Here is a 20,585-nt window from a genome sequence, read left to right as displayed (position 1 = left end):
AGGTTAGCCCAGTTGGCTGGAGATCATCCGGCGCAGGTCAGGGGTAGCAGCAACCTGGCGGCCAGGTAGAGCCCGCAGCCGAAGATCGCGTGGGTGATCAGGCTGTGCAGGCGGGCCTTGGGCGGGTTCGCGGTCCGGCTCGCGGCGATGCCCAGGCCGAGCGCCGGTTGCATCAGCAGGAAGGGCATGGCCACGGTCACTACGCCGAACAGCAGGGCGGGCAGCAGCCTCGGCTGGCACACCCATTCGCTGCCGGTCAGCGAGACCAGGGCGAGGGCGAAAACGATGCCGGTGAGGTAGTGGATCGCCCAGCCCAACGGGCGTTCACCGGCTACCGGGGCGGCCTTGCCGATGGCGAGGTGGTGGAACCGGCCGCGCGGCATGTGGCCGACCCAGCGGCCGACGAGGGCATAGTCCAGCGAAGGCACGCCGAGCAGCCGTCGGCGCAGGACGGTCCAGCCGTCCATCAGCAAGGTGGCGCCGATACCGATGGCGATAGTGGGGAGGAGAGTTGAGAGCGGCATGGCTGGTTCCTTCGAGTGGGTCGATGGAACCAGCATCCCGGCTCAAGTGGACTTGAGGTCAAGCCTCGCGGGCGATGCGCTGGCTCAGCCTGGAGCCCAGCACATAGAACACGCCGCCGCCGACGATGAAGGCGCCGAGCATGGCGAACACCCAGTGCGGCGCGAACAGCGCGAGGAAGTACCCCACCAGGATCGGCCCGAAGGCGCCGCCGAGGTTGGCCAGGTTCTGCGTGCCGTAGTACACGCCGCGCAGGTGCGGCGGGGCGATGCGGTCGATGAACATGTACTCGGCGGGGATCACGATGATCTCGCCCAGGGTGAACACCACCATCGCCAGGCCCCAGTGCAGCAGCGTCTGCGACAGGCCGAAGCCGACGATGCCGAGCACGAACAGGCCCAGGCCGACGATCAGCCAGCGTTGCAGGTGCTCGTTGCCGATGCGCTTGCCGAGCAGGTATTGCAGCGCGATCACCGTCACCGCGTTGACCCCGAGCAGCGTCTGGATCACCTGGTAGGCGTACTCCGCCGTGCCGGTGGCCACCAGGTACTGCGAGAGGTAGGCGGAGAACTGGCCGAACACCACGGCGGTGAGCACGCCGCCGATGGTGAAGTACATCAGCCGGTGATCCTTGCTCAGCACCCCCACTACCGAGAAGAACGAAGGCGGCGCCACGCCTTCTGCCGGGCGCATGTCACGGTCGCCGTAGCGCAGGAAGGCCAGCAGGAAGAGCGCGCCCAGGCTCGCCGAGAGCACGAAGGGCAACTGTTGGCTCCAGTGCGCCAGGGCGGCGCCGATGAAGGGGCCGATGGCGTAGGCGAGGTTGATCAGGGTGTAGCGGATGGAGAAGGCGCGGCCCTGTTCGCCGGCTGGCAGCAGGCGGCCGAAGAGGGTCTTCACCACCACGTCGGTGACCGAGTAGGCGAAGTTGAAACCCAGCAGGAACAGGAAGAACAGCCACAGCTGGTGGGTCAGCAGCATGCCGGCGAAGGCCGCGACGAAGCAGCTGCCGAAGCCGATTATCAGGCGGAAGCCCGGCAGGCGGTCGATCAGGAAGCCGCCATAGAGGCTCAGCAGCGAGCCGCCGAACAGCGCGCCGCCCATGATCAGGCCGATGCGGCTGACGGGCAGGTCGAACTGGGTCGAGAGGTAGATCACCAGGTAGGGCAGGGTGATGGCCCGGCCCATGGTCAGCAGGAAGGTACCGCAGAGCAGCAGGTTGACCTGTAGCGGATAGCGTTTGAGCGCGGCGAGCATTCCTTGCCTCGGCGGTGGGGTAGCGGGGTGGGCTTGATGCTAGCAGCACCCGCTTGGGGCATGGCAAGCGCCGGAGGCCCTGGCGAACCCCCGGCGTGCCCGCTGCGTCAGGTCGCTGGTTTCTCCCTGGCACGCAGCGCCTTGACCGTCTCGCCGCCCACGCCCCAGCTGTCGGTGGGAATTTCCTGGATCACCACGAAGGTGCTGGCGGGGGGCTTGCGCAGGACGCGCTCCAGCAGTTCGGTGACGCCTTCGATGAGCTGGCGGCGCTCGTCGGCGGTCACGCCTTCGTCGGTGACCTGGATGTTCACGTAGGGCATGGCGGTTCTCCGTTGTTGTTGTAAAGGTTGGCTTACCAGACGCCGGTAGTGGAGCCACCGTCGACATTGAGGATGGCTCCGCTGACGAAGTTCGAATCGGTCAGGTAGAGCACCGCGTCGACGATATCCTGCGCATTGCCGATCCTGCCACTGGGCGAGAGGCCGCGCAGGAAGGCGCGGGTGCCTTCGTCATCGGAATGCAACGGGGTTTCGATGATCCCCGGCGCCACGGCGTTGACCTGCACGTTGGACGCTGCCAGCTCCAGGGCCAGGCCGCGCACCGCGCTGTTCAGGCCGCCCTTGATCAGCACCGGCAGCAGCGCCGGGACCTTCACGTTGGGCTGCAGGGCGATGGAGGCGGTAATGCTGACGATGTGCCCCGAGCCATTGGCGGCCATGTGCTGCGCGGCGGCCTGGGAGGGGTAGAAGAAGCCCTTGAGGTTGGTGTCGACGATGGCTTCGAGTTCTTCCTCGGTGTAGTCACCCACCGGCTTGGCGATGAAGATGCCGGCGTTGTTGATCAGGATGTCCACCTGGCCGAAGGCCTCGATGGCCTGGGCGAACAGGCGTTTGGCGGTGTCCGGTTTGGCGATGTCGCCGGCGACGGCGAGGAAGTTGTGCGGGTTGCCCAGCCTGGCGGCGGCTTCCTCCAGGCGGGCCTGGGTGCGGGCGTTGCCGACCACGTTGTAGCCGCGTTCCAGGTAGGCGCGGGCGATGGCGAAGCCGAGGCCGCTGGAAGCGCCGGTGACGATGACGGTCTTGCTCATGGTGGTATCTCCGAGAGTGGGGCGGGGCGGGGTGCCCGCGTCTTGGTGGTCAATCTAGGCTGCAAGCTGGGATTGAAAAATAAGGTCGATGGCATTTGAATTGATACCTCATGTAATCAATCGAGCCGCGCCATGACCCGCCATTTCGACGACCTGCAACTGGGCAGCATCGAGCTGTTCTGCCTGGCCGCGGAGACCGGCAGCTTCACCGCCGCCGCCAACGAGGCAGGCATCACGCCGGCCGCGGTGAGCCGCTCGGTGGCGCGGCTGGAAGAGCGCCTGGGCGTGCGCCTGTTCGTCCGCACCACGCGGCAGATGCGCCTGACCGATGATGGCCGCAACTACTACGAGCAATGCCGGCAGGCGCTGACCCAGCTGGTGGATGCCGAGCGCGCCGTCAGCGGCGGCCAGAGCATCGCCTCCGGGCGCCTGCGCATCAGCGTGCCCACGCCCTACGCGCATTACCGGTTGTTCCCGCGGCTGCCGGAGTTCCGCCGGCGCTACCCGCAGGTACAGGTGGAGGTGCATGTCAGCAACCGCAATATCGACTTCGCCAACGAGGGATACGACCTGGCGATCCGTGGCCGCGACCCGGCGGACTCCAGCCTGGTGGCACGGCGCCTGGAAGAAGCGGAGAACGTGGTGGTCGCCACGCCCGAGTACCTGGCGCGTGCCGGCACGCCGCAGACGCCGGACGATCTCGCCGCGCACGAGTGCATCCAGTTCGAGTTGCCCAGCACCGGCCGGCGCGTGCCCTGGTCCTTCCGGGTCAACGGCAAGCCGGTGGAGATCGAGACGGCCGGCAGCCTCACGGTGCTGGAGGACTACCTGGCCACCGCGACCCTGGCCAAGTGCGGCGGCGGGTTGATGCAGGCCTATCGCTTCACCGTGCAGGAAGAACTGGAGCGCGGCGAGCTGGTGGAAGTGCTGAAGGACTACGGGCAGACGACGCGGCCATTCCTGCTCATCTACCCCCACGCGCGCCATGTGCCGTCGCGGGTGCGGGCCTTCATCGAGTTCATGCTGGAGGCAAGCTCAACCTAGGCGTAGGAGCAACTGTCTTCTTCTGAAAGTCTGTGCCGTGTTTCCCTCTCCCTAACCCCCTGACTAGGCGTCCCCCCATGAAGGGAGAGGGAACCGGATGGTGCAGGTTGAAACCAAGGCGTCAGCCGGCACGGGCAGCTCCCTCTCCCTTCAGGGATAGGGCGGGGAGAGAGCGAGGCCAGGTACGAGACTTCACGTAGGAGCGGACTCTGTCCGCGATGGCTACGCCCAACTCCCTGGCCGACCGGCGCGGCGCTCATCGGATCGCGGACGGAGCCCGCTCCTACGCCGCACCGAAGTTTCGCACTGTGTCTTGTTTTCAAGAAACAAGATACGAAGTATTCGCATTTACAAAGAATTTACATCTGCATACACTTTGGCTCCCCGTCGGCGTCCCCCACGCCGGCATTCGCCAACCCGAGTCATTGCGCCGACAGAGCGCAAACCTCGCACCAAAGGATTCTTCCTGCAGATGAAAGACGTAGCCTCGGGCGCGCTCCTGCTCAGTCTCTCCACCTTTGCTCTCTCCGCAGTCGCCGCCCCCGTGGCCATCGACCTGCCCAAGCAGCCCCTGGCCGCTTCCCTGGAGCAATTGCAGTCCGCAACCGGAATGCGGATTTCCTATGACCGTGCCCAGGTCGCCAAGGTTGGCGCGCCGGCACTCAAGGGCAACATGGAGCCGGGCGAGGCACTCGATCGTCTGCTGGCGGACAGCGGCCTGCAGGGCACGGTGAACGGCAACAGCGCACAGGTCAGCGGTGCTGTGCGCGGCGGCGCATCGGGCAATGACAGCGTCGATCTGGGCGCCACCGAAGTCGTCGGCGCAGCTACTGTGGCGCCGGGCACTACCGAAGGCACCGGCTCCTACACCACCGGCGTGATGCAGACTTCCACCAAGCTGAACATGACCGTCCGCGAAACGCCGCAGTCGGTCAGCGTGGTGACCCGCCAGCAGATGGAAGACCAGAACATGCAGGACCTCGACGACGCGATCCGCGGCGTCACCGGCATGACCGTCCAGCAATACGGCCCGGCGCGCGTGAGCTACGCCGCGCGCGGCTTCGACGTCGACAACATCATGTACGACGGCCTGGCCACCAGCATTTCCACCTATACCCAGGACGTGATTTCCGCCGCCGACCTGGCGATGTTCGACCGCGTCGAAGTGGTGCGCGGCGCCACCGGCCTGATGCAGGGCGCCGGCAACCCGGCCGCCGCCGTCAACATGGTGCGCAAGCGGCCGACCCAGGACTTCCACATGAGCCTGGAAGGCAGTGCCGGCACCTGGGACCGCTACCGCAGCCAGGTCGACGTGTCCGGCCCGCTGAACAGCGAAGGCACCCTGCGCGGCCGCGCGGTGGCCGCCTACGAGACCCGCGACAGCTTCCAGGATGTGGTCAGCGGCGAGCGCGGCGTGCTCTACGGCATCACCGAGGCCGACCTCAACCCGGACACCACCCTGACCCTGGGCGCGTCCTACCAGAACGACAACAAGAACGACAACTGGGTGGGCCTGCCGGCGCCGCTGGGCGGTCGTCACCTGGACCTCAAGCGCTCCGACTACTACGGCGCCGACTGGTCCTACTGGGATACCACCACCACCCACCTGTTCGGCGACGTGGTGCACCGCTTCGACAACGGCTGGCAGATGAAAGTCGCCGCCGACAAGCTGTGGGCGCGCATCGACATGCTCGGCCTGTACAACAGCTGCTACTACACCGAAGGCTGCCCGACCATGGTTCAGGGCCCTGGCCAGTACGCCTACACCGACGATCACCAGAGCTACGACGCCTTCGCCAACGGTCCGTTCCAGGCCTTCGGCCGCGAGCACGAACTGGTGTTCGGCGGCAGCTACCGCGAAGAGCGTTTCGACGGCCACGGCGGCTGGGGCGACCTGGCCTACAACGATGGCTCGCCGGTGACCCCGTTCGACCCGACGAAGTGGGACCCGAGCTCGGTGCAGAAGCCGAACATCGACATGAACCTCTGGAACATGAAGCTCGACCAGGAGCAGAAGGGCGCCTACCTCACCACTCGCCTGAACGTGGCCGACCCGCTCAAGGTCATCCTCGGCGGCCGCCTGGACTGGTACGAAGCCGACCCGCACAACGACACCGGCACCCAGAAGGTCACCCGCAACGTCACCCGCTACGCCGGCGTGGTCTACGACCTGAACGACGTCTACTCGGTCTATGCCAGCTATACCGACATCTTCAAGCCGCAGAGCAACTTCGATTCCAGCGGCAGCCTGCTCGACCCGATCACTGGCAAGAACTACGAGATCGGCCTGAAGGGCGAGCACTTCGGCGGCACGCTGAACACCCAGCTCGCGCTGTTCCAGATCGACCAGGAGAACCGCGCCACCGACGACACCAGTGGCCCCTCGCCGTGCCCCAGTTCGCCGACCGCGATCTACTGCTCGCGGGCTTCGGGCAAGGTGCGCAGCCAGGGTGTGGACATGGAAGTCAGCGGCGCGCTGACCGAGAACTGGCAGGCGATGGCGGGCTACACCTACGTTGACGCCAAGTACAAGCACGACAGCAACGAAGACAACGTCGGCAAGCAGTTCGACCCCAGCAAGCCGCGCCACCTGTTCAAGCTCGCCACCAGCTACACCCTGCCGGGCGAGCTGCATCAATGGCGGGTGGGCGGCAACCTGGTGACCCAGAGCCAGACCGAGGACACCTCCACCGGCTTCCAGCAGGGTGGCTACACGGTGACCAACGCCATGCTCGGCTACAAGGTCAACGAGAACATCGACACCCGGGTGAACTTCAACAACATCTTCGACAAGTACTATTACAGCGGCATCAGCTTCGGCAACCTGAACTACGGCGAGCCGCGCAACCTGATGTTCACGGTGAAGTACTCGATGTGATCGGCCTGGCCTGAACGAAAAAGCCCCGCATCGCGGGGCTTTCTTTTTGGCTCTTCGTAGGAGCGAGCTTGCTCGCGAACAATTTGCCGGCAGCTCCAGTGTTGGGTGATTCGCGAGCAAGCTCGCTCCTACAGGGAAGGTCACGCGCGGTCGCCAGGGCCGTAGGGCGCATAACGCGCCAGCGTTATCCGCCCTACGTATCGTGTTCAGGCGCGGCCTTCAGCCTTCTCGAACAGCTCCAGCAGGTCCCGCAGCGTGCTTTCCAGATACTCGCCGGCTCGGTAAGCAGGCTTGAGCGCATCCCCACCGGCCACCACGTCCTGCGGCCGTTCGATAAAGCGCCCCACCGGCTGGAAATCGCCATTCAGCACCAGCACCACCGGAATCAGGATGCGCTCCAGCGCCATGCGTTCGCGCAGGTCATCCTCGGCGCGGCCCTTGGTGATCACGGCCAGCTCCACGCGCGGTTGCAGGCGCTGCAGATGGTCCATCACGGTGACATTGATCTGGCAATCCGGGCACCACATCTCGCCGGCGATCAGCAGCCGGTAGCGGCCCTCGACGGCCTGGATGCGGCGCAGGGTGTCGGCGCTGATCGTGCCGGGCTCGGCCAGTTGCTGCTGGACCTTGCGCACGCCGGCGATCTCGCCGGGCAGGCCGTGGGCGACGAAGGCGTCGAAGCCCTCGCCGATGGAGAAGAGTTCCTCGTAAGAGGCCATGGGGATTTCCTTGAAGCGGGTGATGGCCCATCCCAGCAGAAATCCCCTTGGTGGGCAATCAGCTCTTGGCGGTCTGCGCCTTGGCGGCTGCCAGGTAGGGCGCCAGGCGGCGGCCCATTTCCTCGCCCAGGGCCTGCAGGCCGCTGAGCGGGCGGACCATCACCTCGAACTCGACGATCTTGCCGTTCTCGTCGAAGCGGATCATGTCGATGCCCTTGAGGTCCTTGCCGTTCACCGTCGCGCTGAACTCCAGCACCACGTTCAGGCCGTCGCCGGTGGCCAGCTCGCGGTGGTAGGTGAAGTTCTCGAACACCTGCAGCACGGTGTTGAGGATGGTCGAGACCACTGGCGCGCCGGGGTAGGGCGAGTGCGCCATGGGCGAGCGGAACACCGCGTTGGGCGCCAGCAGTTGCGGCAGGTTGGAGAGGTTCTTGGCGGCTACCATCTGGTGCCAGCTGGTCAGCGAAGCGGCGGCCTGGGGATGCAGGTTCAGAGCGGTCACGGGAATACCTCCTGAGAGTGCTTGTTGTTCACTCAGGACGATACGACCGGTTCGGCAAGTCGCTCAATGATCGCAAATGACAGAAGACTGATCCTCCAGCACAGGCCTTCAGTGGGCGACCGGGCTGACCAGGTAACTCACCAGCTGCGGGTCATCCCCTGGCTCGATGTTCTGCACCGGGCGCGGGAGGTCGGCGAACACGGCTTTCCAGAAGGCCGCGGCGACCTCGTCCTGGGCGTAGAAACGCACCAGCCAGGGGCCGGGATTGCCCAGCAGCACCTGGTTAGCCAGAGCGCGGCCAATCCCCATGCGCCGGTACTTCTTCAGCACGAACAGGTCCGACAGCTCCAGCGCGTCGATGCCCGGCAGCTCGCTGCCTTCCACCAGCAGGAAGCCGGCGATGAAACCATCGGCGAGGATCAGGTTGGCGCTCCACTCCGGTTCGCTCCAGTAGCGCGCCAGGTGCTCTTCGTGGATGTAGAAGCGACCGTCGGCCTCCACGTCCTCGTCTTCCCAGTCCGACGACTCGTAGGCGTAGTACTGGTAGAGGTTGCGGATCAGGTCCCGGTGTTCAGGGCCGGTCTGCACCAGTTGGATGGAAAGATCGTTCATGGTCAGGGGCTCGCGGCGAGGCGGAAAAGGGCGCGTGAGCGCCATTGTCGCCCATTTCCCTCGCAGCGCCAGTGGCAGGTAGGCTCGCCCAGCGGCCCCTCTGCTAGTCTGGCATCCCGTTTTGCGCTGGACGCCCGTCGATGCAGATTCCCGCCACCCACGTCATCCATCAGTCCGAGCACTGGCTGCTCAACCACCATCTGGCGTCCGCGTTGCCGGGGTACCTGATGCTCGGCTCGAAGCAGCCGGTGGAATCCCTGGCCGACCTGCCGGAAACCGCGCTGGCGGAAATGGGCGTGCTGATGGCGAAGGTGCAACGCATCCTCGAACAAACCCTGCAACCCAAGTGGCTGTATATCGGCCGCTTCGGTCACTCACCGGGCTTGCCGATCCACTTCCATTTCATCCCGGTGTACGCCTGGGTCGAGGATGCGTTCTGGGCCGATGCGCGCTATCGCACGCTCAGCCAGTTCGCCCATGTTGATGACGCGGCGACCCAGACCGATGGTGCCGAACTGACCCTGTTCGTCTGGCGCGAATTCGGCGAAGCGCCGACGCCACCGATGGTGCGCGGGCCGTCCATTGCGGAAGTGATCGAGCGGTTACGCGACCGTTTCGCCCAGCCCCAGTGACTCCAGCAACCAGTCATGGAACAGCTGCGCCGCTGGCGATAGCTGGCGATGGCGCAGGGACACCAGGTACTCGCCGCGTTCGGTGACCATGGCCAGGTCGGTGACCCGCTGCATCTCGCCATTGGCCACCGCTTCGTCGGCCATGAAGCCCCAGGCCAGGCCGATGCCCATGCCTTGCTGCACGGCGCGGTAAGCGAGGGTGAGCTGGTTGAACACCGGATCGCCTTCCGCTGGCTGGTAGTCCTTGCCGAAGTGACCGAACCAGTCGTGCCAATCCAGGCAACTCCAGGCCGAAGTATCCAGCTGCACCAGCGGCGCGGTGGCGAGCTGATCGAGGGTGGTGATGCGGGAGGCGTCGAAGTCCGGCCGGGCGACGGGATAGACCACTTCCGGCAGCACGAAACGGCTGTTCAGCGTGGTCCAGTCGCCGGCGCCGTAGAGGATGCCGAGGTCGAAATCCACCAGACTGGCTTCGTCGATCTCGTTGATCGCATGCACATGCACGGCGATGCCGGGGTGCGCCTTGTTGAACTCGATCAGCTTGGGGAACAGCCAGAACTGCGCCAGCGCGTGGGTCGCCAGCACCGACACGGCGTTGCTCTGGTGCACGTTGCGGATGCGCCGCACGCTGTGTTGCAGGCGATCGAGCAGCATGTCCACGGTGGTCAGCAGTTCGGCGCCGGCAGCGGTGAGGGTGACGCCGCGTGGTTTGCGCTCGAACAGCGGCACCTTGAGGCTGTCTTCCAGCGCGCGCATCTGCTTGCTCACCGCGCTCTGGGTGAGGAACAGCTCGGTGGCGGCCTGGGTGAAGCTGCCGTAGCGGCCCACGGCCTCGAAGGTGATGAGGGTTTCCAGGGGCGGCAGGGTGCGCAGGTAACGGCTGATGACGGCTCTCCGTTGAAAGGTCTGAGGCATTCCTGGTGGGAATGTCTCGGTGCGGATTTATCCTTGGTCAGAACCTACCACAACCGCTACCGTGGCGGCTCTTTATGGGCATTCACTGAAGTATCGAGGTTGTTGGAGATGAAACGCGGGGTGGTCTACGCAGGCATGGCAGGGGCAATCTGGGGCGGGGTGATCCTGGCGCCGTCGCTGGTGCCGGAATTCAACCCGCTACTGATCAGTTCCGTGCGTTTCGCGCTGTATGGCGCCATCTCGCTGCTGATCGCCTTGCCGGTGGCCCTCGGCCTGCTGCGCCGGGTCAGCCGCGAGGACCTGTCGATGCTGATTCGCCTGTCCCTGGCCGGCAACCTGCTGTACTTCGCGCTGCTGTCGGCGGCGGTGCAGTTCGCCGGGGTGGCGGCGGCCTCGCTGATCAACGGCATCATGCCGCTGGCGATCAGCTACCGCAGCCGTTCGGAGCATGACTCGCTGCCGCTGTCGCGGATGAAGATGCCGCTGGCGCTGGTCGCGCTGGGCATCCTCTGCATCAACCTTGACCCGAGCGCGCTGATGGCAGCCGGCAGCACGCCGGGCGAGCGCATCCTCGGCATCGTCTGCGGCTTCTCGGCGGTGGTCTGCTGGTCCTGGTTCGCCACCGCCAACGCGCGCTACCTGAAGGCCAGCCACTTCAACAGCCACGAGTGGTCGACCCTGACCGGCGTGGTCACTGGCGTCATGGCCGTGGTGCTGGCGGGGGTGGGTGTGCTGATCGCGCCTCAGGCCGTGCCGACGGACATTTCCTCGGAGCGCTGGATGGTGTTCCTCTGGGTGTCGCTGTTCCTCGCCATCTTCGGCTCGTGGGTCGCCAATGGCCTGTGGAACGCCGCGACGCGCCGCCTGCCGATGAGCCTCGGCGGCCAATTGATCGTCTTCGAGACGCTGTTCGCCTGTGCCTACGCCTACATCAACGAGCAGCGCCTGCCCGGCCCGGTGGAATCGCTGGCTATCCTGCTGCTGACTGTCGGCGTGCTCTGGGCCATCGGCCTGCACCGTGCTCCGGCAGAGGCTCCGGCGCGCGCCGTGGAGTCCTGAGTCAGGCCTTCGGGCTGCCTTCCAGGCGCGGGCTCCAGTCCTCTACCGCGCCGTTCTCGAGACGCCGCGACAGGGTGCGGCGCCAGTTCGGCGGCAGCGGCAACTCCAGGCATTCGCGCAGCACGTCGGCGTCCACGCGCTTGTCGAACAGCACGGCGGAGAGCCGTTGCAGCGACCAGTCGGCATAGGGCCGCTCGACCAGTTGCAGCGTCGCTCCGGCAGCCACCGAACCTTCCTCCAGCACCCGGTAGTACCAGCCGGTGCGCCCGGACTCCTGCACCCGCAGGGCCATCTGCGCCACGTCGAAACGGTCATTGAGCTTCCAGCAGGGCATGCGCCCCTGGGACACCTCCAGCAAGGCCGTACCGGCGCGGATGCGGTCGCCCAGGCAGAGGTCCGCTTCCGTCCAGCCGCGGGTGCTGAAGTTCTCGCCGAACGCGCCAGGCTGGCCCAGTAGCGGGTGCTCGCCCAGCTCGGCGGCCCAGTCTGCATAGTGCTCGCGGGGGTAGTGGTGAATGGCTTTTTCGACGCCGCCGTGGACGCGCAGATCGCCTTGTTCGTCGCTCTGAAGGCCCAGCGTCGTCACCGCCAGCGTGCTCTGGCACGCCTGTTTGGCGATGGCGCTACGCGAGCCCGGCCGGGTAAAGGGCACGGCGCGGCCGGTGAGGAGGGCGTCGAGGGAAACGGCTGACAGGCTCATGGCAGGATTCTCGGGCTTGGGAATGGTGTCGACCAAAAACTACCTGGACAAAATCCGTCAGAACGGTAGGCTCTGTCAATGTTTCGATTCGATACCAAGTATTTTTCCGTTTGATTCCCGTGAGAGCCCGCCATGCAGAAGTACCGCCTGATCATCCAGCGCCACGGCCAGTTGCTCGGCCATTTCGATTCCGATCTGCCCTGGGCCCGAGACGCCGTGCGCGCCATCGCCGAGAGCCTGGGCGGGCAGGATTTCGACCTGGAGTTGCAGGTGGCCGACAGCGAGCGCCGCCTGCTGGAAAGCTCGCCAGCCGGCATCAAGGTGCTGGCCAGCGAGCCGCTGTACCGTCCGATGGCGTTGGACACCCTGTAGGAATGGGCTTCGGTGGGCCGCTTGTTCGCGAGCAAGCTCGCTCCTACAGGTTGAATCCGGTGTCAGCCGAGGCACGCCATCCTACGAAAAGCGCTTAGACGTAGGGCGCATAACCCGGAACGGGTTATCCGCCAGTTGCCTCGCGGCGGATAAACGCTGGCGCGTTATGCGCCCTACCAAAGCCGGCAGGCTGTGCTTTTCGTAGGAGCGAGCTTGCTCGCGAACAGGCTTCCCGGCGGCACCGGAGCTGGGCGGGTTCGCGAGCAAGGGCGAGGCGCGCCCCTCGGTCCTACAAAGGCGGGTCCGGCGTCAGGTGCGCAGGTGGTTTTCCAGCAGGCCCACGGCATCGCGCCAGCGCAGCCAGAGGTTGCCCTGCCAGTCCATCACCGGTAGCGACTCGCCCAGCAGGTGCTGCATGCGCCGGCGCGGCAGGCGGGCGTCGAGGTTGGAGGCGTCGCGCAGGGTGGGCACCACTTCGTTGGTTAGCCATTGGCGCAGGCTGCGGTTTTCCGGGTGGGGGCAGTAGATCAGCAGCAGGGCGTAGAGGCCGCTTTCGCTGACCAGCAGTTCCGGCCCGGGAATGCCAGCAAGGCGCTCCTGGCGCGACTGGTCGTGGTCCAGCCGGGAGATGAGTTGGGCCTCGATGGGGCGGTTGACCAACTTGCTCAGGTCGCGCACCAGAAACCACGCCTGCTGCTCGATCAGCAGGGCGCGCAGTGGCCGGTTGTAGCGGACGAAGTGGGTCGGGATCAGGCCGTCATCGGCCGGGGAAGTCGAAAGGTTCATGCTGTAGCTCCTTGCTCAATCAAGAAGCCGCCGCCCGAAACTACCGAAGAGGGAGGCGGACCGTGCAAGGGTAGAAAACCGGCTCATCTCGAACGCCAGCCGGGCCGAAGCCCGCCTTACACGGCCCGCCATAGACAGCAAAGCGAACCCGGCACCGAGGTGGTGCCGGATTGCCCCTGCTAAAGCGATATCGAGATGAGATCAGGTTTCTACGCCTGGCCACGATGACGCTGTGGCAGGGCAGAACGCTAAGCAGTGGGCTCGTAGGACCGCAACGCCGGAAAAGTGTAAGGGCCTTCCCATGCAGCCCGCAGCGGCTTTACCGGATTGGCGTGCCGGCTTTCAGGAACTGCGAGGCTGTCGGGCATTTCCGCGTGAAAGCCCCTGCGCCAACGCCCCCTGTAGGAGCGCGCCATGGGCGCCTGCCCATCCTATAGGTTGAACCCGATGTCAGACGTAGGATGGGTATCGCTTCGCTCCACGCCATCCTACGAAAAGCGCTTAGACGTAGGGCGCATAACCCGGAACGGGTTATCCGCCAGTTGCCTCGCGGCGGATAAACGCTGACGCGTTATGCGCCCTACGCACTACACGAGCTGGAGGCGATTGTGGCGTTTGATTGAAGGGTATCGCCTTTCACACAAGCGTCAGGAGGAACACGTCGTAGGATGGCGTGGAGCGCAGCGATACCCATCGATTCCGGGCACCGACAGCATGGGTATCGCTTCGCTCCACCACATCCTACGTTGAAGGTCCGTCGGCGAGACCGGTGCTGGGGTAGACATAGAATCTCCTACAGGTTGAATTCGGTGTCAGGCGTAGAAGTCGCTCAGCGCCCCACCCGTTGTTGCAGGTGCGCCGGGTAGCGCTCGCCGACGATCTCGATCTCCCGCAGTGCCGCTTCGATGGCGGCGAGGTCGGTAGCGTGCAGCATCAGCGAGGCCGCGCCGAGGTTTTCTTCCAGGCGATGCAGCTTGGTGGTGCCGGGGATCGGTACGATCCACGGCTGCTGGGCCAGCAGCCAGGCGATGGCGATCTGCGCGCAGGTCGCGCCCTTGCTCTCGGCGAGGCGGCCGAGCACGTCGATCAGCCCGGCGTTGGCCTTGCGGTTCTCCTCGGAGAAGCGCGGCACGACATTGCGGAAATCATTGGCCGAGAACTGCGTGCGCTCGTCGATGGCGCCGGTGAGGAAGCCCTTGCCCAGCGGGCTGAAGGGCACGAAGCCGATGCCCAGTTCGGCCAGCAGCGGGAGGATTTCCTTCTCCGGTTCGCGCCACCACAACGAGTACTCGCTTTGCAGCGCTGCTACCGGCTGCACCGCGTGGGCGCGGCGGATGGATTGCGGGCCGGCTTCGGAGAGACCGAAGTGCTTCACCTTGCCCTCGCGGATCAGTTCGCTGACGGTGCCGGCGACGTCTTCCATGGGCACGTTCGGGTCGACCCGGTGCTGGTAGAAGAGGTCGATGCGGTCGGTCTTCAGGCGCTTGAGCGAAGCTTCGGCGACCGCGCGGATGTTCTCCGGGCGGCTGTCCAGGCCCTGGGCGACGTCACCGTCTCTGAAGCCGAACTTGGTGGCGATCACCACCTGGTCGCGCACCGGCGCCAGGGCTTCGCCGAGCAGTTCCTCGTTGGCGAAGGGGCCGTAGGCCTCGGCGGTGTCGAAGAAGGTCACGCCGCGGTCGAAGGCGGTGCGTAACAAGCGGATGCCGTCGTAGCGGTCCACCGCCGGTCCGTAGCCGTAGCTCAGGCCCATGCAGCCCAGGCCCAGTGTCGATACCTGCAGGCCGTTGTGGCCCAGTGTGCGCTTGTCCATCGAAGTCTCTCCAATCGAAAGTCAGTCCTGAAGCGGGAAGGGCAGGAATGCCCGGCGAAACGTCTGGAATGGACTTTACTCAAGGACTTTCGTCGTGATTAGACAGTTGAAACCGCATTCGCCTATGAGCCTGGCTCATGGGTTATGGCGGGCCATTCATGAGGCTGCCTCATAGGTCCAAACGCGTTTCGCCTCTTAATCGCAGGCCCGACGCGGCCTAGCATGGTCCACCAGTTCAATAGCGAAGGGGAGAACACCATGAGCGAACCCGCTTCCACCGCCCACAAGGCTTTCGGCGACATCGCCCCGGCGCTGGCCGACTACACCGACCAGGTGCTGTTCGGCGATGTCTGGGAGCGCCCCGGCCTCTCGCCGCGTGACCGCAGCCTGGTCACCGTTTCCAGCCTGGTGGCGCGCTACCAGGCCAATGAACTCTACTTCCACCTGGGCAAGGCGCTGGACAACGGCCTGACCCGCGAGGAGCTGATCGAGGCCATCACCCACCTGGCTTTCTATTCCGGCTGGCCCACGGCCTCCACCGCGCTGGGCGTCGCCCGCCGCGTGTTCGCCGAGCGCGATGCCGCCTGAGGAGCATTCCATGGAATACCGTTACCTGGGCCGTAGCGCCCTGAAAGTCTCGCCCCTGTGCCTGGGCGCGATGATGTTCGGCGGCGAGACCGACGAGCCGACCTCGCACCGGATCATCGACAAGGCCTTCGAGCAGGGCGTCAATTTCATCGACACCGCCGACGTCTATCACAAGGGGCGCTCCGAGGAAGTGGTAGGCCGTGCGGTGGCTGCCCGGCGCGATGACTGGGTGATCGCCAGCAAGTTCGGCAACGCCCTGGGCGATGGCCCGAACCACCGCGGCCAGTCGCGCAAGTGGATCTACCATGCGGTGGAGGACAGCCTGCGCCGGCTGGGCACCGACTACCTGGACATCCTCTACTTCCACCGCACCGACGTCGATGCGCCGCTGGAAGAGGGCTTGCGCGCGGTGGGCGAGCTGATTCGCCAGGGCAAGGTGCGCTATTACGGCCTGTCCAACTTCCGTGGCTGGCGCATCGCCGAGGTGGTGCGCCTGGCTGACCAGTTGGGCATGGACCGGCCGGTCTGCAGCGAGCCGCTGTACAACCTGGTAGACCGCACCGCCGAGGTCGAGCAACTGCCTGTCGCCGGCCACTTCGGCATCGGCGTGGTGCCCTACAGCCCGCTGGCCAGAGGTGTACTCACCGGCAAGTACCGACCCGGCGCCGAGCCGCCAGCGGACTCCCGCGTCGGCCGTGGCGACAAGCGCATCCAGCAGACCGAATGGCGGCCCGAATCCCTGCAGATCGCCCAGCGCATCGCCGAGCATGCTATCGCCCGTGGCACCACGCCGGCTGCGTTCGCGCTGGCCTGGGTGCTGAACAACCCGCTGGTCAGCTCGCTCATTGCTGGCCCGCGCACCGAGGAGCACTGGGACGGCTACCTGCCGGCGCTGGACCTCCAGCTGACGGTCGAGGATGAAGCCTTCGTCGACAGCCTGGTGCCGCCCGGCCATGCCTCCACCCCCGGCTACAGTGATCCCGCCTATCCCGTCGAAGGCCGCCCGGCCCGCCGTTGACACCTCAAGGAGCCATACCGATGAAGACCCTTGGATACGCCGCGCAGAACCCGCAGGACCCGCTCGGACCCTTTACCTTCGAGCGCCGCTCGCTGCGCGACAACGACGTGGCGATGGACGTCCTCTACTGCGGCGTCTGCCACTCCGACCTGCACCAGGCCCGCAACGACTGGGGCTTCAGCCGTTACCCGATGGTGCCGGGTCACGAGATCGTCGGTCGGGTCACGGCGGTCGGCGCGAAGGTGACCCGCTACAAGGTCGGTGATGCCGTGGCGGTGGGCTGCATGGTGGACTCCTGCCAGGAGTGCGATCAGTGCCGCAAGGGCGAGGAGCAACTGTGCCGGCAGGGCAACACCCAGACCTATAACGGTGTTGATCGGGTGACCCGCGAAGCAACCCAGGGCGGGTACTCGAAGCAGTTGGTGGTGCGTGAGGAGTTCGTCCTGCGCGTGCCGGATGGCCTGGACCTGAGCAAGGCCGCGCCGCTGCTGTGCGCCGGCATCACCACCTATTCGCCGCTGCGTACCTGGAACGTCGGGCCGGGCAGTCGTGTCGGCGTGGTCGGTCTCGGCGGGCTGGGGCACATGGCGGTGAAACTCGCCATCGGCCTGGGCGCCACCGTCACGGTGCTCAGCCGCACGGCGGACAAGCGCAGCGATGCCATGGAGCTGGGCGCCGATGCGCTGCTGGTGTCGTCCGATGCGCAAGCGATGAAGGCCGCCGCCAACAGCTTCGACCTGATCATCGACACCGTGCCGGTGAAGCACGACCTCAAGCCCTACATGCCGCTGCTGGATATCGACGGCACCCTGGTGATGGTCGGGCAGGTCGGGCCCATCGACGAGATCAGTAGCGTCCCGCTGCTGCTCGGTCGTCGGCGCATTGCTGGCTCGCCTATCGGCGGCATCGCCGAGACCCAGGAGATGCTCGATTTCTGCGGCAAGAAGAACATCCTGCCGGAGTGCGAGATGATCCGCATGGACGAGATCAACCACGCCTTCGAGCGCATGGAGCGTTCCGACGTGCGCTACCGCTTCGTTATCGATCTGGCGACGCTGAGCTGAGGTCGCAGGCCGGGCGCGCCCTGCGCCCGGCTTTCACTGCTGGTGGCGCAGCGCGTCCACCAGCACCGTGAAGGCGCGGGATTTCTGCCGTCGACTCGGGTAGTAGAGGTGGTAGCCGGGGAAGGTCGGGCACCAGTCTTCCAGCACCTTTTCCAGGCGCCCGGCGGTGACGTGCTCGGTGACCATGTCTGCGGGCAGGTAGGCGAGGCCGAAGCCGTCCAGGGCGGCGCGGAGGATGTGCGGGCTGCTGTTGAAGGTCAGCTGGCCTTCGACTCGCGCCTTCACTTCATGCCCGTCCTTGGCGAACTCCCAGGCCATCAGCCCGCCGTAGGTTGGCAAGCGCAGGTTCAGGCAGTCGTGTTGGGCCAGTGCCGGTACGTCCAGCGGGCGGTCCTTTCGGGCGAGGTAGGCGGGGCTGGCCACCACCGCCATGCGCAGGTCCGGGGCAATGCGCACGGCGATCATGTCCTTGGCCACCTGGTCGCCCAGGCGCACGCCGGCGTCGAAACGTTCGGCGGCGATGTCGGTCAGGCCGTAGTCGATGCTCACCTCGACCTTGATGTCCGGGTAATCCGGCAGCACTTTCGCCAGCTTCGGCCAGAGCACGGTGCTGGCCGCGTGCTCGGCGGCGGTGATGCGCAGGGTGCCGACCGGCTTGTCGCGGAAGTCGCTGAGGGCCGCCAGCTCCGCTTCGATCTCCTCGAAGCGCGGCGCCAGAGTCAGCATCAGGCGTTCGCCGGCTTCGGTGGGGGAGACGCTGCGGGTGGTGCGGCTGAGCAGACGCAGGCCCAGGCGGGTTTCCAGGGCGCGGATGGTGTGGCTCAGCGCCGACTGGGAAACCCCCAGCTGCGCCGCTGCCTTGGTGAAACTGCCTTCGCGCGCCACAGTGACGAAGGCGATCAGGTCGTTGAAGTTTTCCCTTGGCATCTCGGCTCCGCTGCATCCAGCGCGGCGGGGAGCCGCGCCGGGGCATTGTATCCGATGGCTACAGGGTGACCACGACTTTGCCGAACTGCTGGTTCGACTCCAGGTAGCGGTACGCCTCCACGACGTCCTCGAAGGCGAAGGTGCGGGCGATCACTGGGCGCAGCGAGCCGTCTGCGAGGCCTGCGTAAATGAACTCCGCGGCTTCGCGCAGGCGCTTCGGATCTTCCAGCACTTCGTAGACGCGATAGCCCCGCAGGATCAGCGAACGGCTCAGTACCTCGAACAGCGGGAAGGGCGTGGGCTCGGGGCTCAGGCCGCCGTACTCGATGAGGATTGCGCCTTCGCCCATGGCGGCGGTCAGCGCTTCGAAGATCGGGCCGCCCACCGGATCGAACACCACCCGTGCGCCGGCCTTGCCGGTGATCTCGAGCAGGCGCGAGCGCAGGTTCTCCTCTTCGCTGGCGATCACTTCGGCGGCTCCGGCCCGCAGCAGGGCTTCGCGTTTGGCCGAGGTGCGGGTCACTGCGATGGGCACCGCGCCCACATGGCGGGCAATCTGGATGGCGGCCAGGCCGACGCTGCTCGACGCGGCGGTGATGACGACGAAGTCCCCTTCGCGCAGCCCGGCGACCTGAACCAGCGCGCCATAGGCGGTCAGGTACTGCATCCAGGTGGCGGCGGCGTCGTTCCAGGCCTGCCCCGGCGGGTTCTTCACCAGGCGAGCTTGCGGGACCACCAGGCGCTCGGCGTGGGTCGGGGCCTCGTGCATCGAGGTCGGTGGCAGGACGCTCACCGCATCCCCCGGAGCGAACCCGCGCACCGCGCTGCCCACGGTCTCGACCACGCCCGTGGCTTCCAGCCCCAGCCCGGAGGGGAACTGCGGGCTTTCGATGTAGCGATCGGTGCGCAGCAGCGATTCGGCGCGATTCAACCCCAGGGCCTTGACCCGGATGCTCACTTCATCCGCGCCGGGTTGGCGAACGTCCACCGGCTCGATGCGCAGGACTTCCGGGCCGCCGAACTGGTGGAAACGAACGGCGCGGGTCTTGGTGCTTTCCATGTGATGCTCCCATACGAAATTGATTTGACGTAAAGCGACTATCAGTCATGGGATTCATCCAATAAATGGCGTATAGAAGCGGTTAGTCGAAATCAGGAGTTTCGAATGGATCGTCTGACCAGCATGGAAGTCTTTGTCCGCGCGGTGGACCTCGGGTCCTTCGCGGCAGCGGCAGATGCCCTGGAAATGTCCGCACCCATGGTGGGCAAGCACGTGCGTTTTCTCGAAGAACGCCTGGGTGCCCAATTGCTGATGCGCAGCACGCGCCGGCAGAGCCTGACCGAAGCCGGGCGGATCTACTACGAACGCTGTCGCGCGTTGCTGGCCGATGCGGAAGCGGCGGACATCCTTGCCGCTGGCGAGGTCGCCGAGCCCCGCGGCCGGCTGCGGGTGGCGATGCCGGTGCATTTTGGTCGGCGCTGCGTGGCGCCGGTCCTGCTGGAACTGGCACAGCGCTATCCGCAACTGGAGCTGGACCTGCGCTTCAGCGACCGTCTGACGGACCTGGCGGAAGAACAGATCGACCTGGCGATTCGTACCGGAGAGCCGCAGCCCAGGGACGGCATCATCGCCCGGCGCATCGGCCGGCAGCGCATGGTGGTCTGCGCTGCGCCAGCGTACCTGGAGGAGCACGGGCGGCCGGAGAGCATCGAGGAACTGACCGCGCACCGGGCTCTGGTCTACCACCGCTCCGGGCGAATCAATCCCTGGTTGTTCCCCCGCGAAGGACAGGAGCCGGCGGAGTTCGCGCCGAGCTCCCGGCTGCGTTTCGACGACCTCGCCGCCATTGCCGACGCGGTGGTACGCGGCATGGGGCTGGCATGGTTGCCTTACTGGCTGGTGCGCGAAGTCATCGAGGGTGGGGCGCTGGAGGAGTTGCTGCCGCAGCAGCCGGGCTTCCTCTACGACGTCCATGCGACTTGGCTGCAGACCACCCAGTTGCCGCGCAAGGTGCGCCTGGCGATCGATGCGCTGGTCGAGGTGATGCCCGGCCTGATGATGCCGGGGGAGCAGGAGTAGGGCGGCCCTG

22 protein-coding genes are annotated in these 20,585 nt (G+C 66.0%); 9 read left to right on the top strand and 13 right to left on the bottom strand.

Going from position 1 to position 20,585, the window contains the following annotated elements; translation table 11 throughout:
- Positions 1–23: 23 nt before the first annotated feature.
- The 4 genes from CTR55_RS17480 to CTR55_RS17465 form a co-directional block, all read right to left on the bottom strand.
- Positions 24–524, bottom strand: coding sequence for a DUF2938 domain-containing protein (locus CTR55_RS17480; protein WP_296288092.1), 501 nt, complete (start codon positions 522–524; stop codon positions 24–26).
- A gap of 58 nt (positions 525–582) precedes the next feature.
- Positions 583–1,779 carry an MFS transporter gene (locus CTR55_RS17475; protein WP_296288091.1) on the bottom strand — a complete coding sequence of 399 codons (1,197 nt, stop codon included), beginning with the start codon at positions 1,777–1,779 and terminating at the stop codon, positions 583–585.
- A gap of 107 nt (positions 1,780–1,886) precedes the next feature.
- Positions 1,887–2,099 (bottom strand): 4-oxalocrotonate tautomerase family protein, encoded by a 213-nt coding sequence (locus tag CTR55_RS17470; protein ID WP_296288090.1) that lies wholly within the window; start codon positions 2,097–2,099, stop codon positions 1,887–1,889.
- A gap of 32 nt (positions 2,100–2,131) precedes the next feature.
- Entirely contained in the window at positions 2,132–2,866 is a 735-nt protein-coding gene (locus CTR55_RS17465; protein ID WP_296288089.1) for an SDR family oxidoreductase, read from the bottom strand.
- A gap of 132 nt (positions 2,867–2,998) precedes the next feature.
- On the opposite strand from CTR55_RS17465, the gene CTR55_RS17460 reads away from it, so the two are divergent.
- Together CTR55_RS17460 and CTR55_RS17455 are read left to right on the top strand one after the other, a co-directional pair.
- Positions 2,999–3,910, top strand: coding sequence for a LysR family transcriptional regulator (locus CTR55_RS17460; RefSeq protein ID WP_296288088.1), 912 nt, complete (start codon positions 2,999–3,001; stop codon positions 3,908–3,910).
- Positions 3,911–4,382: 472 nt separating this feature from the next.
- On the top strand, positions 4,383–6,788 hold the full coding sequence (locus CTR55_RS17455) for a TonB-dependent siderophore receptor (RefSeq protein ID WP_296288087.1): 2,406 nt from the start codon (positions 4,383–4,385) through the stop codon (positions 6,786–6,788).
- 206 nt (positions 6,789–6,994) lie between these two features.
- Here the strand turns inward: CTR55_RS17455 and CTR55_RS17450 are convergent, their stop codons facing one another.
- The 3 genes from CTR55_RS17450 to CTR55_RS17440 all read right to left on the bottom strand — a co-directional run bounded on the left by CTR55_RS17450 (position 6,995) and on the right by CTR55_RS17440 (position 8,621).
- A complete protein-coding gene (locus CTR55_RS17450; RefSeq protein WP_296288086.1) occupies positions 6,995–7,507 on the bottom strand; it encodes a thioredoxin family protein in 513 nt (170 codons plus the stop codon).
- A gap of 58 nt (positions 7,508–7,565) precedes the next feature.
- Positions 7,566–8,009 carry a nuclear transport factor 2 family protein gene (locus CTR55_RS17445; RefSeq protein ID WP_296288085.1) on the bottom strand — a complete coding sequence of 148 codons (444 nt, stop codon included), beginning with the start codon at positions 8,007–8,009 and terminating at the stop codon, positions 7,566–7,568.
- 108 nt (positions 8,010–8,117) lie between these two features.
- A complete protein-coding gene (locus CTR55_RS17440) occupies positions 8,118–8,621 on the bottom strand; it encodes a GNAT family N-acetyltransferase (RefSeq protein WP_296288084.1) in 504 nt (167 codons plus the stop codon).
- Positions 8,622–8,761: 140 nt separating this feature from the next.
- Between CTR55_RS17440 and CTR55_RS17435 the strand changes: the two genes are divergently transcribed.
- Positions 8,762–9,253, top strand: coding sequence for an HIT family protein (locus CTR55_RS17435; protein ID WP_296288083.1), 492 nt, complete (start codon positions 8,762–8,764; stop codon positions 9,251–9,253).
- Here CTR55_RS17435 and CTR55_RS17430 read toward each other — a convergent pair.
- On the bottom strand, positions 9,224–10,168 hold the full coding sequence (locus CTR55_RS17430) for a LysR substrate-binding domain-containing protein (protein ID WP_296288082.1): 945 nt from the start codon (positions 10,166–10,168) through the stop codon (positions 9,224–9,226). The two genes, CTR55_RS17435 and CTR55_RS17430, sit on opposite strands and share 30 nt — an antisense overlap.
- A gap of 108 nt (positions 10,169–10,276) precedes the next feature.
- Between CTR55_RS17430 and CTR55_RS17425 the strand changes: the two genes are divergently transcribed.
- Complete coding sequence (locus CTR55_RS17425; RefSeq protein ID WP_296288081.1) at positions 10,277–11,227, top strand: DMT family transporter; 951 nt, start codon at positions 10,277–10,279, stop codon at positions 11,225–11,227.
- A 1-nt stretch (position 11,228) separates the two neighbouring features.
- On the opposite strand, the gene CTR55_RS17420 is transcribed toward CTR55_RS17425, so the two are convergent.
- Positions 11,229–11,927, bottom strand: coding sequence for an MOSC domain-containing protein (locus tag CTR55_RS17420; protein ID WP_296288080.1), 699 nt, complete (start codon positions 11,925–11,927; stop codon positions 11,229–11,231).
- A 132-nt stretch (positions 11,928–12,059) separates the two neighbouring features.
- On the opposite strand from CTR55_RS17420, the gene CTR55_RS17415 reads away from it, so the two are divergent.
- Complete coding sequence (locus CTR55_RS17415) at positions 12,060–12,299, top strand: cytoplasmic protein (RefSeq protein ID WP_296288079.1); 240 nt, start codon at positions 12,060–12,062, stop codon at positions 12,297–12,299.
- Between the two features lie 309 nt (positions 12,300–12,608).
- On the opposite strand, the gene CTR55_RS17410 is transcribed toward CTR55_RS17415, so the two are convergent.
- Both CTR55_RS17410 and CTR55_RS17405 read right to left on the bottom strand, forming a co-directional pair.
- The gene (locus CTR55_RS17410) at positions 12,609–13,085 is read right to left on the bottom strand and encodes a phage antirepressor (protein WP_296288078.1); all 477 of its coding nucleotides are present in this window, start codon (positions 13,083–13,085) and stop codon (positions 12,609–12,611) included.
- An 829-nt stretch (positions 13,086–13,914) separates the two neighbouring features.
- Positions 13,915–14,898, bottom strand: coding sequence for an aldo/keto reductase (locus CTR55_RS17405; protein WP_296288077.1), 984 nt, complete (start codon positions 14,896–14,898; stop codon positions 13,915–13,917).
- A gap of 258 nt (positions 14,899–15,156) precedes the next feature.
- Here CTR55_RS17405 and CTR55_RS17400 point away from each other — a divergent pair, with 258 nt between their 5' ends.
- The 3 genes from CTR55_RS17400 to CTR55_RS17390 are packed head-to-tail and all read left to right on the top strand — an operon-like array spanning position 15,157 to position 17,568.
- Positions 15,157–15,486: a carboxymuconolactone decarboxylase family protein gene (locus CTR55_RS17400; protein ID WP_081520836.1), complete on the top strand. Its 330-nt coding sequence runs from the start codon at positions 15,157–15,159 to the stop codon at positions 15,484–15,486.
- Positions 15,487–15,496: 10 nt separating this feature from the next.
- Positions 15,497–16,504, top strand: a complete 1,008-nt coding sequence (locus CTR55_RS17395) for an aldo/keto reductase (RefSeq protein WP_296288076.1) — start codon at positions 15,497–15,499, stop codon at positions 16,502–16,504.
- Positions 16,505–16,524: 20 nt separating this feature from the next.
- Entirely contained in the window at positions 16,525–17,568 is a 1,044-nt protein-coding gene (locus CTR55_RS17390) for an NAD(P)-dependent alcohol dehydrogenase (protein WP_296288075.1), read from the top strand.
- A gap of 33 nt (positions 17,569–17,601) precedes the next feature.
- Here the strand turns inward: CTR55_RS17390 and CTR55_RS17385 are convergent, their stop codons facing one another.
- Both CTR55_RS17385 and CTR55_RS17380 read right to left on the bottom strand, forming a co-directional pair.
- Positions 17,602–18,495 (bottom strand): LysR family transcriptional regulator, encoded by an 894-nt coding sequence (locus tag CTR55_RS17385; protein WP_296288074.1) that lies wholly within the window; start codon positions 18,493–18,495, stop codon positions 17,602–17,604.
- Between the two features lie 58 nt (positions 18,496–18,553).
- Positions 18,554–19,555 (bottom strand): zinc-dependent alcohol dehydrogenase family protein, encoded by a 1,002-nt coding sequence (locus CTR55_RS17380; protein WP_296288073.1) that lies wholly within the window; start codon positions 19,553–19,555, stop codon positions 18,554–18,556.
- Positions 19,556–19,660: 105 nt separating this feature from the next.
- Between CTR55_RS17380 and CTR55_RS17375 the strand changes: the two genes are divergently transcribed.
- The gene (locus CTR55_RS17375) at positions 19,661–20,575 is read left to right on the top strand and encodes a LysR family transcriptional regulator (RefSeq protein ID WP_296288072.1); all 915 of its coding nucleotides are present in this window, start codon (positions 19,661–19,663) and stop codon (positions 20,573–20,575) included.
- The last annotated feature ends 10 nt before the right edge of the window (positions 20,576–20,585 follow it).

This window comes from Pseudomonas sp., from assembly GCF_002796985.1.
Lineage (GTDB): Bacteria > Pseudomonadota > Gammaproteobacteria > Pseudomonadales > Pseudomonadaceae > Pseudomonas.
This window is presented reverse-complemented; position numbering and strand designations above follow the sequence as displayed.

Excerpts from the sequence above, each read along its gene's own strand:
- CTR55_RS17440 (WP_296288084.1), bottom strand. The coding sequence starts at position 8,621 with ATGAACGATCTTTCCATCCAACTGGTGCAGACCGGCCCTGAACACCGG.
- CTR55_RS17465 (WP_296288089.1), bottom strand. The coding sequence starts at position 2,866 with ATGAGCAAGACCGTCATCGTCACCGGCGCTTCCAGCGGCCTCGGCTTC.
- CTR55_RS17480 (WP_296288092.1), bottom strand. The coding sequence starts at position 524 with ATGCCGCTCTCAACTCTCCTCCCCACTATCGCCATCGGTATCGGCGCC.
- CTR55_RS17415 (WP_296288079.1), top strand. The coding sequence starts at position 12,060 with ATGCAGAAGTACCGCCTGATCATCCAGCGCCACGGCCAGTTGCTCGGC.
- CTR55_RS17420 (WP_296288080.1), bottom strand. The coding sequence starts at position 11,927 with ATGAGCCTGTCAGCCGTTTCCCTCGACGCCCTCCTCACCGGCCGCGCC.
- CTR55_RS17450 (WP_296288086.1), bottom strand. The coding sequence starts at position 7,507 with ATGGCCTCTTACGAGGAACTCTTCTCCATCGGCGAGGGCTTCGACGCC.
- CTR55_RS17410 (WP_296288078.1), bottom strand. The coding sequence starts at position 13,085 with ATGAACCTTTCGACTTCCCCGGCCGATGACGGCCTGATCCCGACCCAC.
- CTR55_RS17385 (WP_296288074.1), bottom strand. The coding sequence starts at position 18,495 with ATGCCAAGGGAAAACTTCAACGACCTGATCGCCTTCGTCACTGTGGCG.
- CTR55_RS17475 (WP_296288091.1), bottom strand. The coding sequence starts at position 1,779 with ATGCTCGCCGCGCTCAAACGCTATCCGCTACAGGTCAACCTGCTGCTC.
- CTR55_RS17435 (WP_296288083.1), top strand. The coding sequence starts at position 8,762 with ATGCAGATTCCCGCCACCCACGTCATCCATCAGTCCGAGCACTGGCTG.
- CTR55_RS17395 (WP_296288076.1), top strand. The coding sequence starts at position 15,497 with ATGGAATACCGTTACCTGGGCCGTAGCGCCCTGAAAGTCTCGCCCCTG.
- CTR55_RS17430 (WP_296288082.1), bottom strand. The coding sequence starts at position 10,168 with ATGCCTCAGACCTTTCAACGGAGAGCCGTCATCAGCCGTTACCTGCGC.
- CTR55_RS17425 (WP_296288081.1), top strand. The coding sequence starts at position 10,277 with ATGAAACGCGGGGTGGTCTACGCAGGCATGGCAGGGGCAATCTGGGGC.
- CTR55_RS17405 (WP_296288077.1), bottom strand. The coding sequence starts at position 14,898 with ATGGACAAGCGCACACTGGGCCACAACGGCCTGCAGGTATCGACACTG.
- CTR55_RS17380 (WP_296288073.1), bottom strand. The coding sequence starts at position 19,555 with ATGGAAAGCACCAAGACCCGCGCCGTTCGTTTCCACCAGTTCGGCGGC.
- CTR55_RS17470 (WP_296288090.1), bottom strand. The coding sequence starts at position 2,099 with ATGCCCTACGTGAACATCCAGGTCACCGACGAAGGCGTGACCGCCGAC.
- CTR55_RS17455 (WP_296288087.1), top strand. The coding sequence starts at position 4,383 with ATGAAAGACGTAGCCTCGGGCGCGCTCCTGCTCAGTCTCTCCACCTTT.
- CTR55_RS17400 (WP_081520836.1), top strand. The coding sequence starts at position 15,157 with ATGAGCGAACCCGCTTCCACCGCCCACAAGGCTTTCGGCGACATCGCC.
- CTR55_RS17375 (WP_296288072.1), top strand. The coding sequence starts at position 19,661 with ATGGATCGTCTGACCAGCATGGAAGTCTTTGTCCGCGCGGTGGACCTC.
- CTR55_RS17460 (WP_296288088.1), top strand. The coding sequence starts at position 2,999 with ATGACCCGCCATTTCGACGACCTGCAACTGGGCAGCATCGAGCTGTTC.
- CTR55_RS17390 (WP_296288075.1), top strand. The coding sequence starts at position 16,525 with ATGAAGACCCTTGGATACGCCGCGCAGAACCCGCAGGACCCGCTCGGA.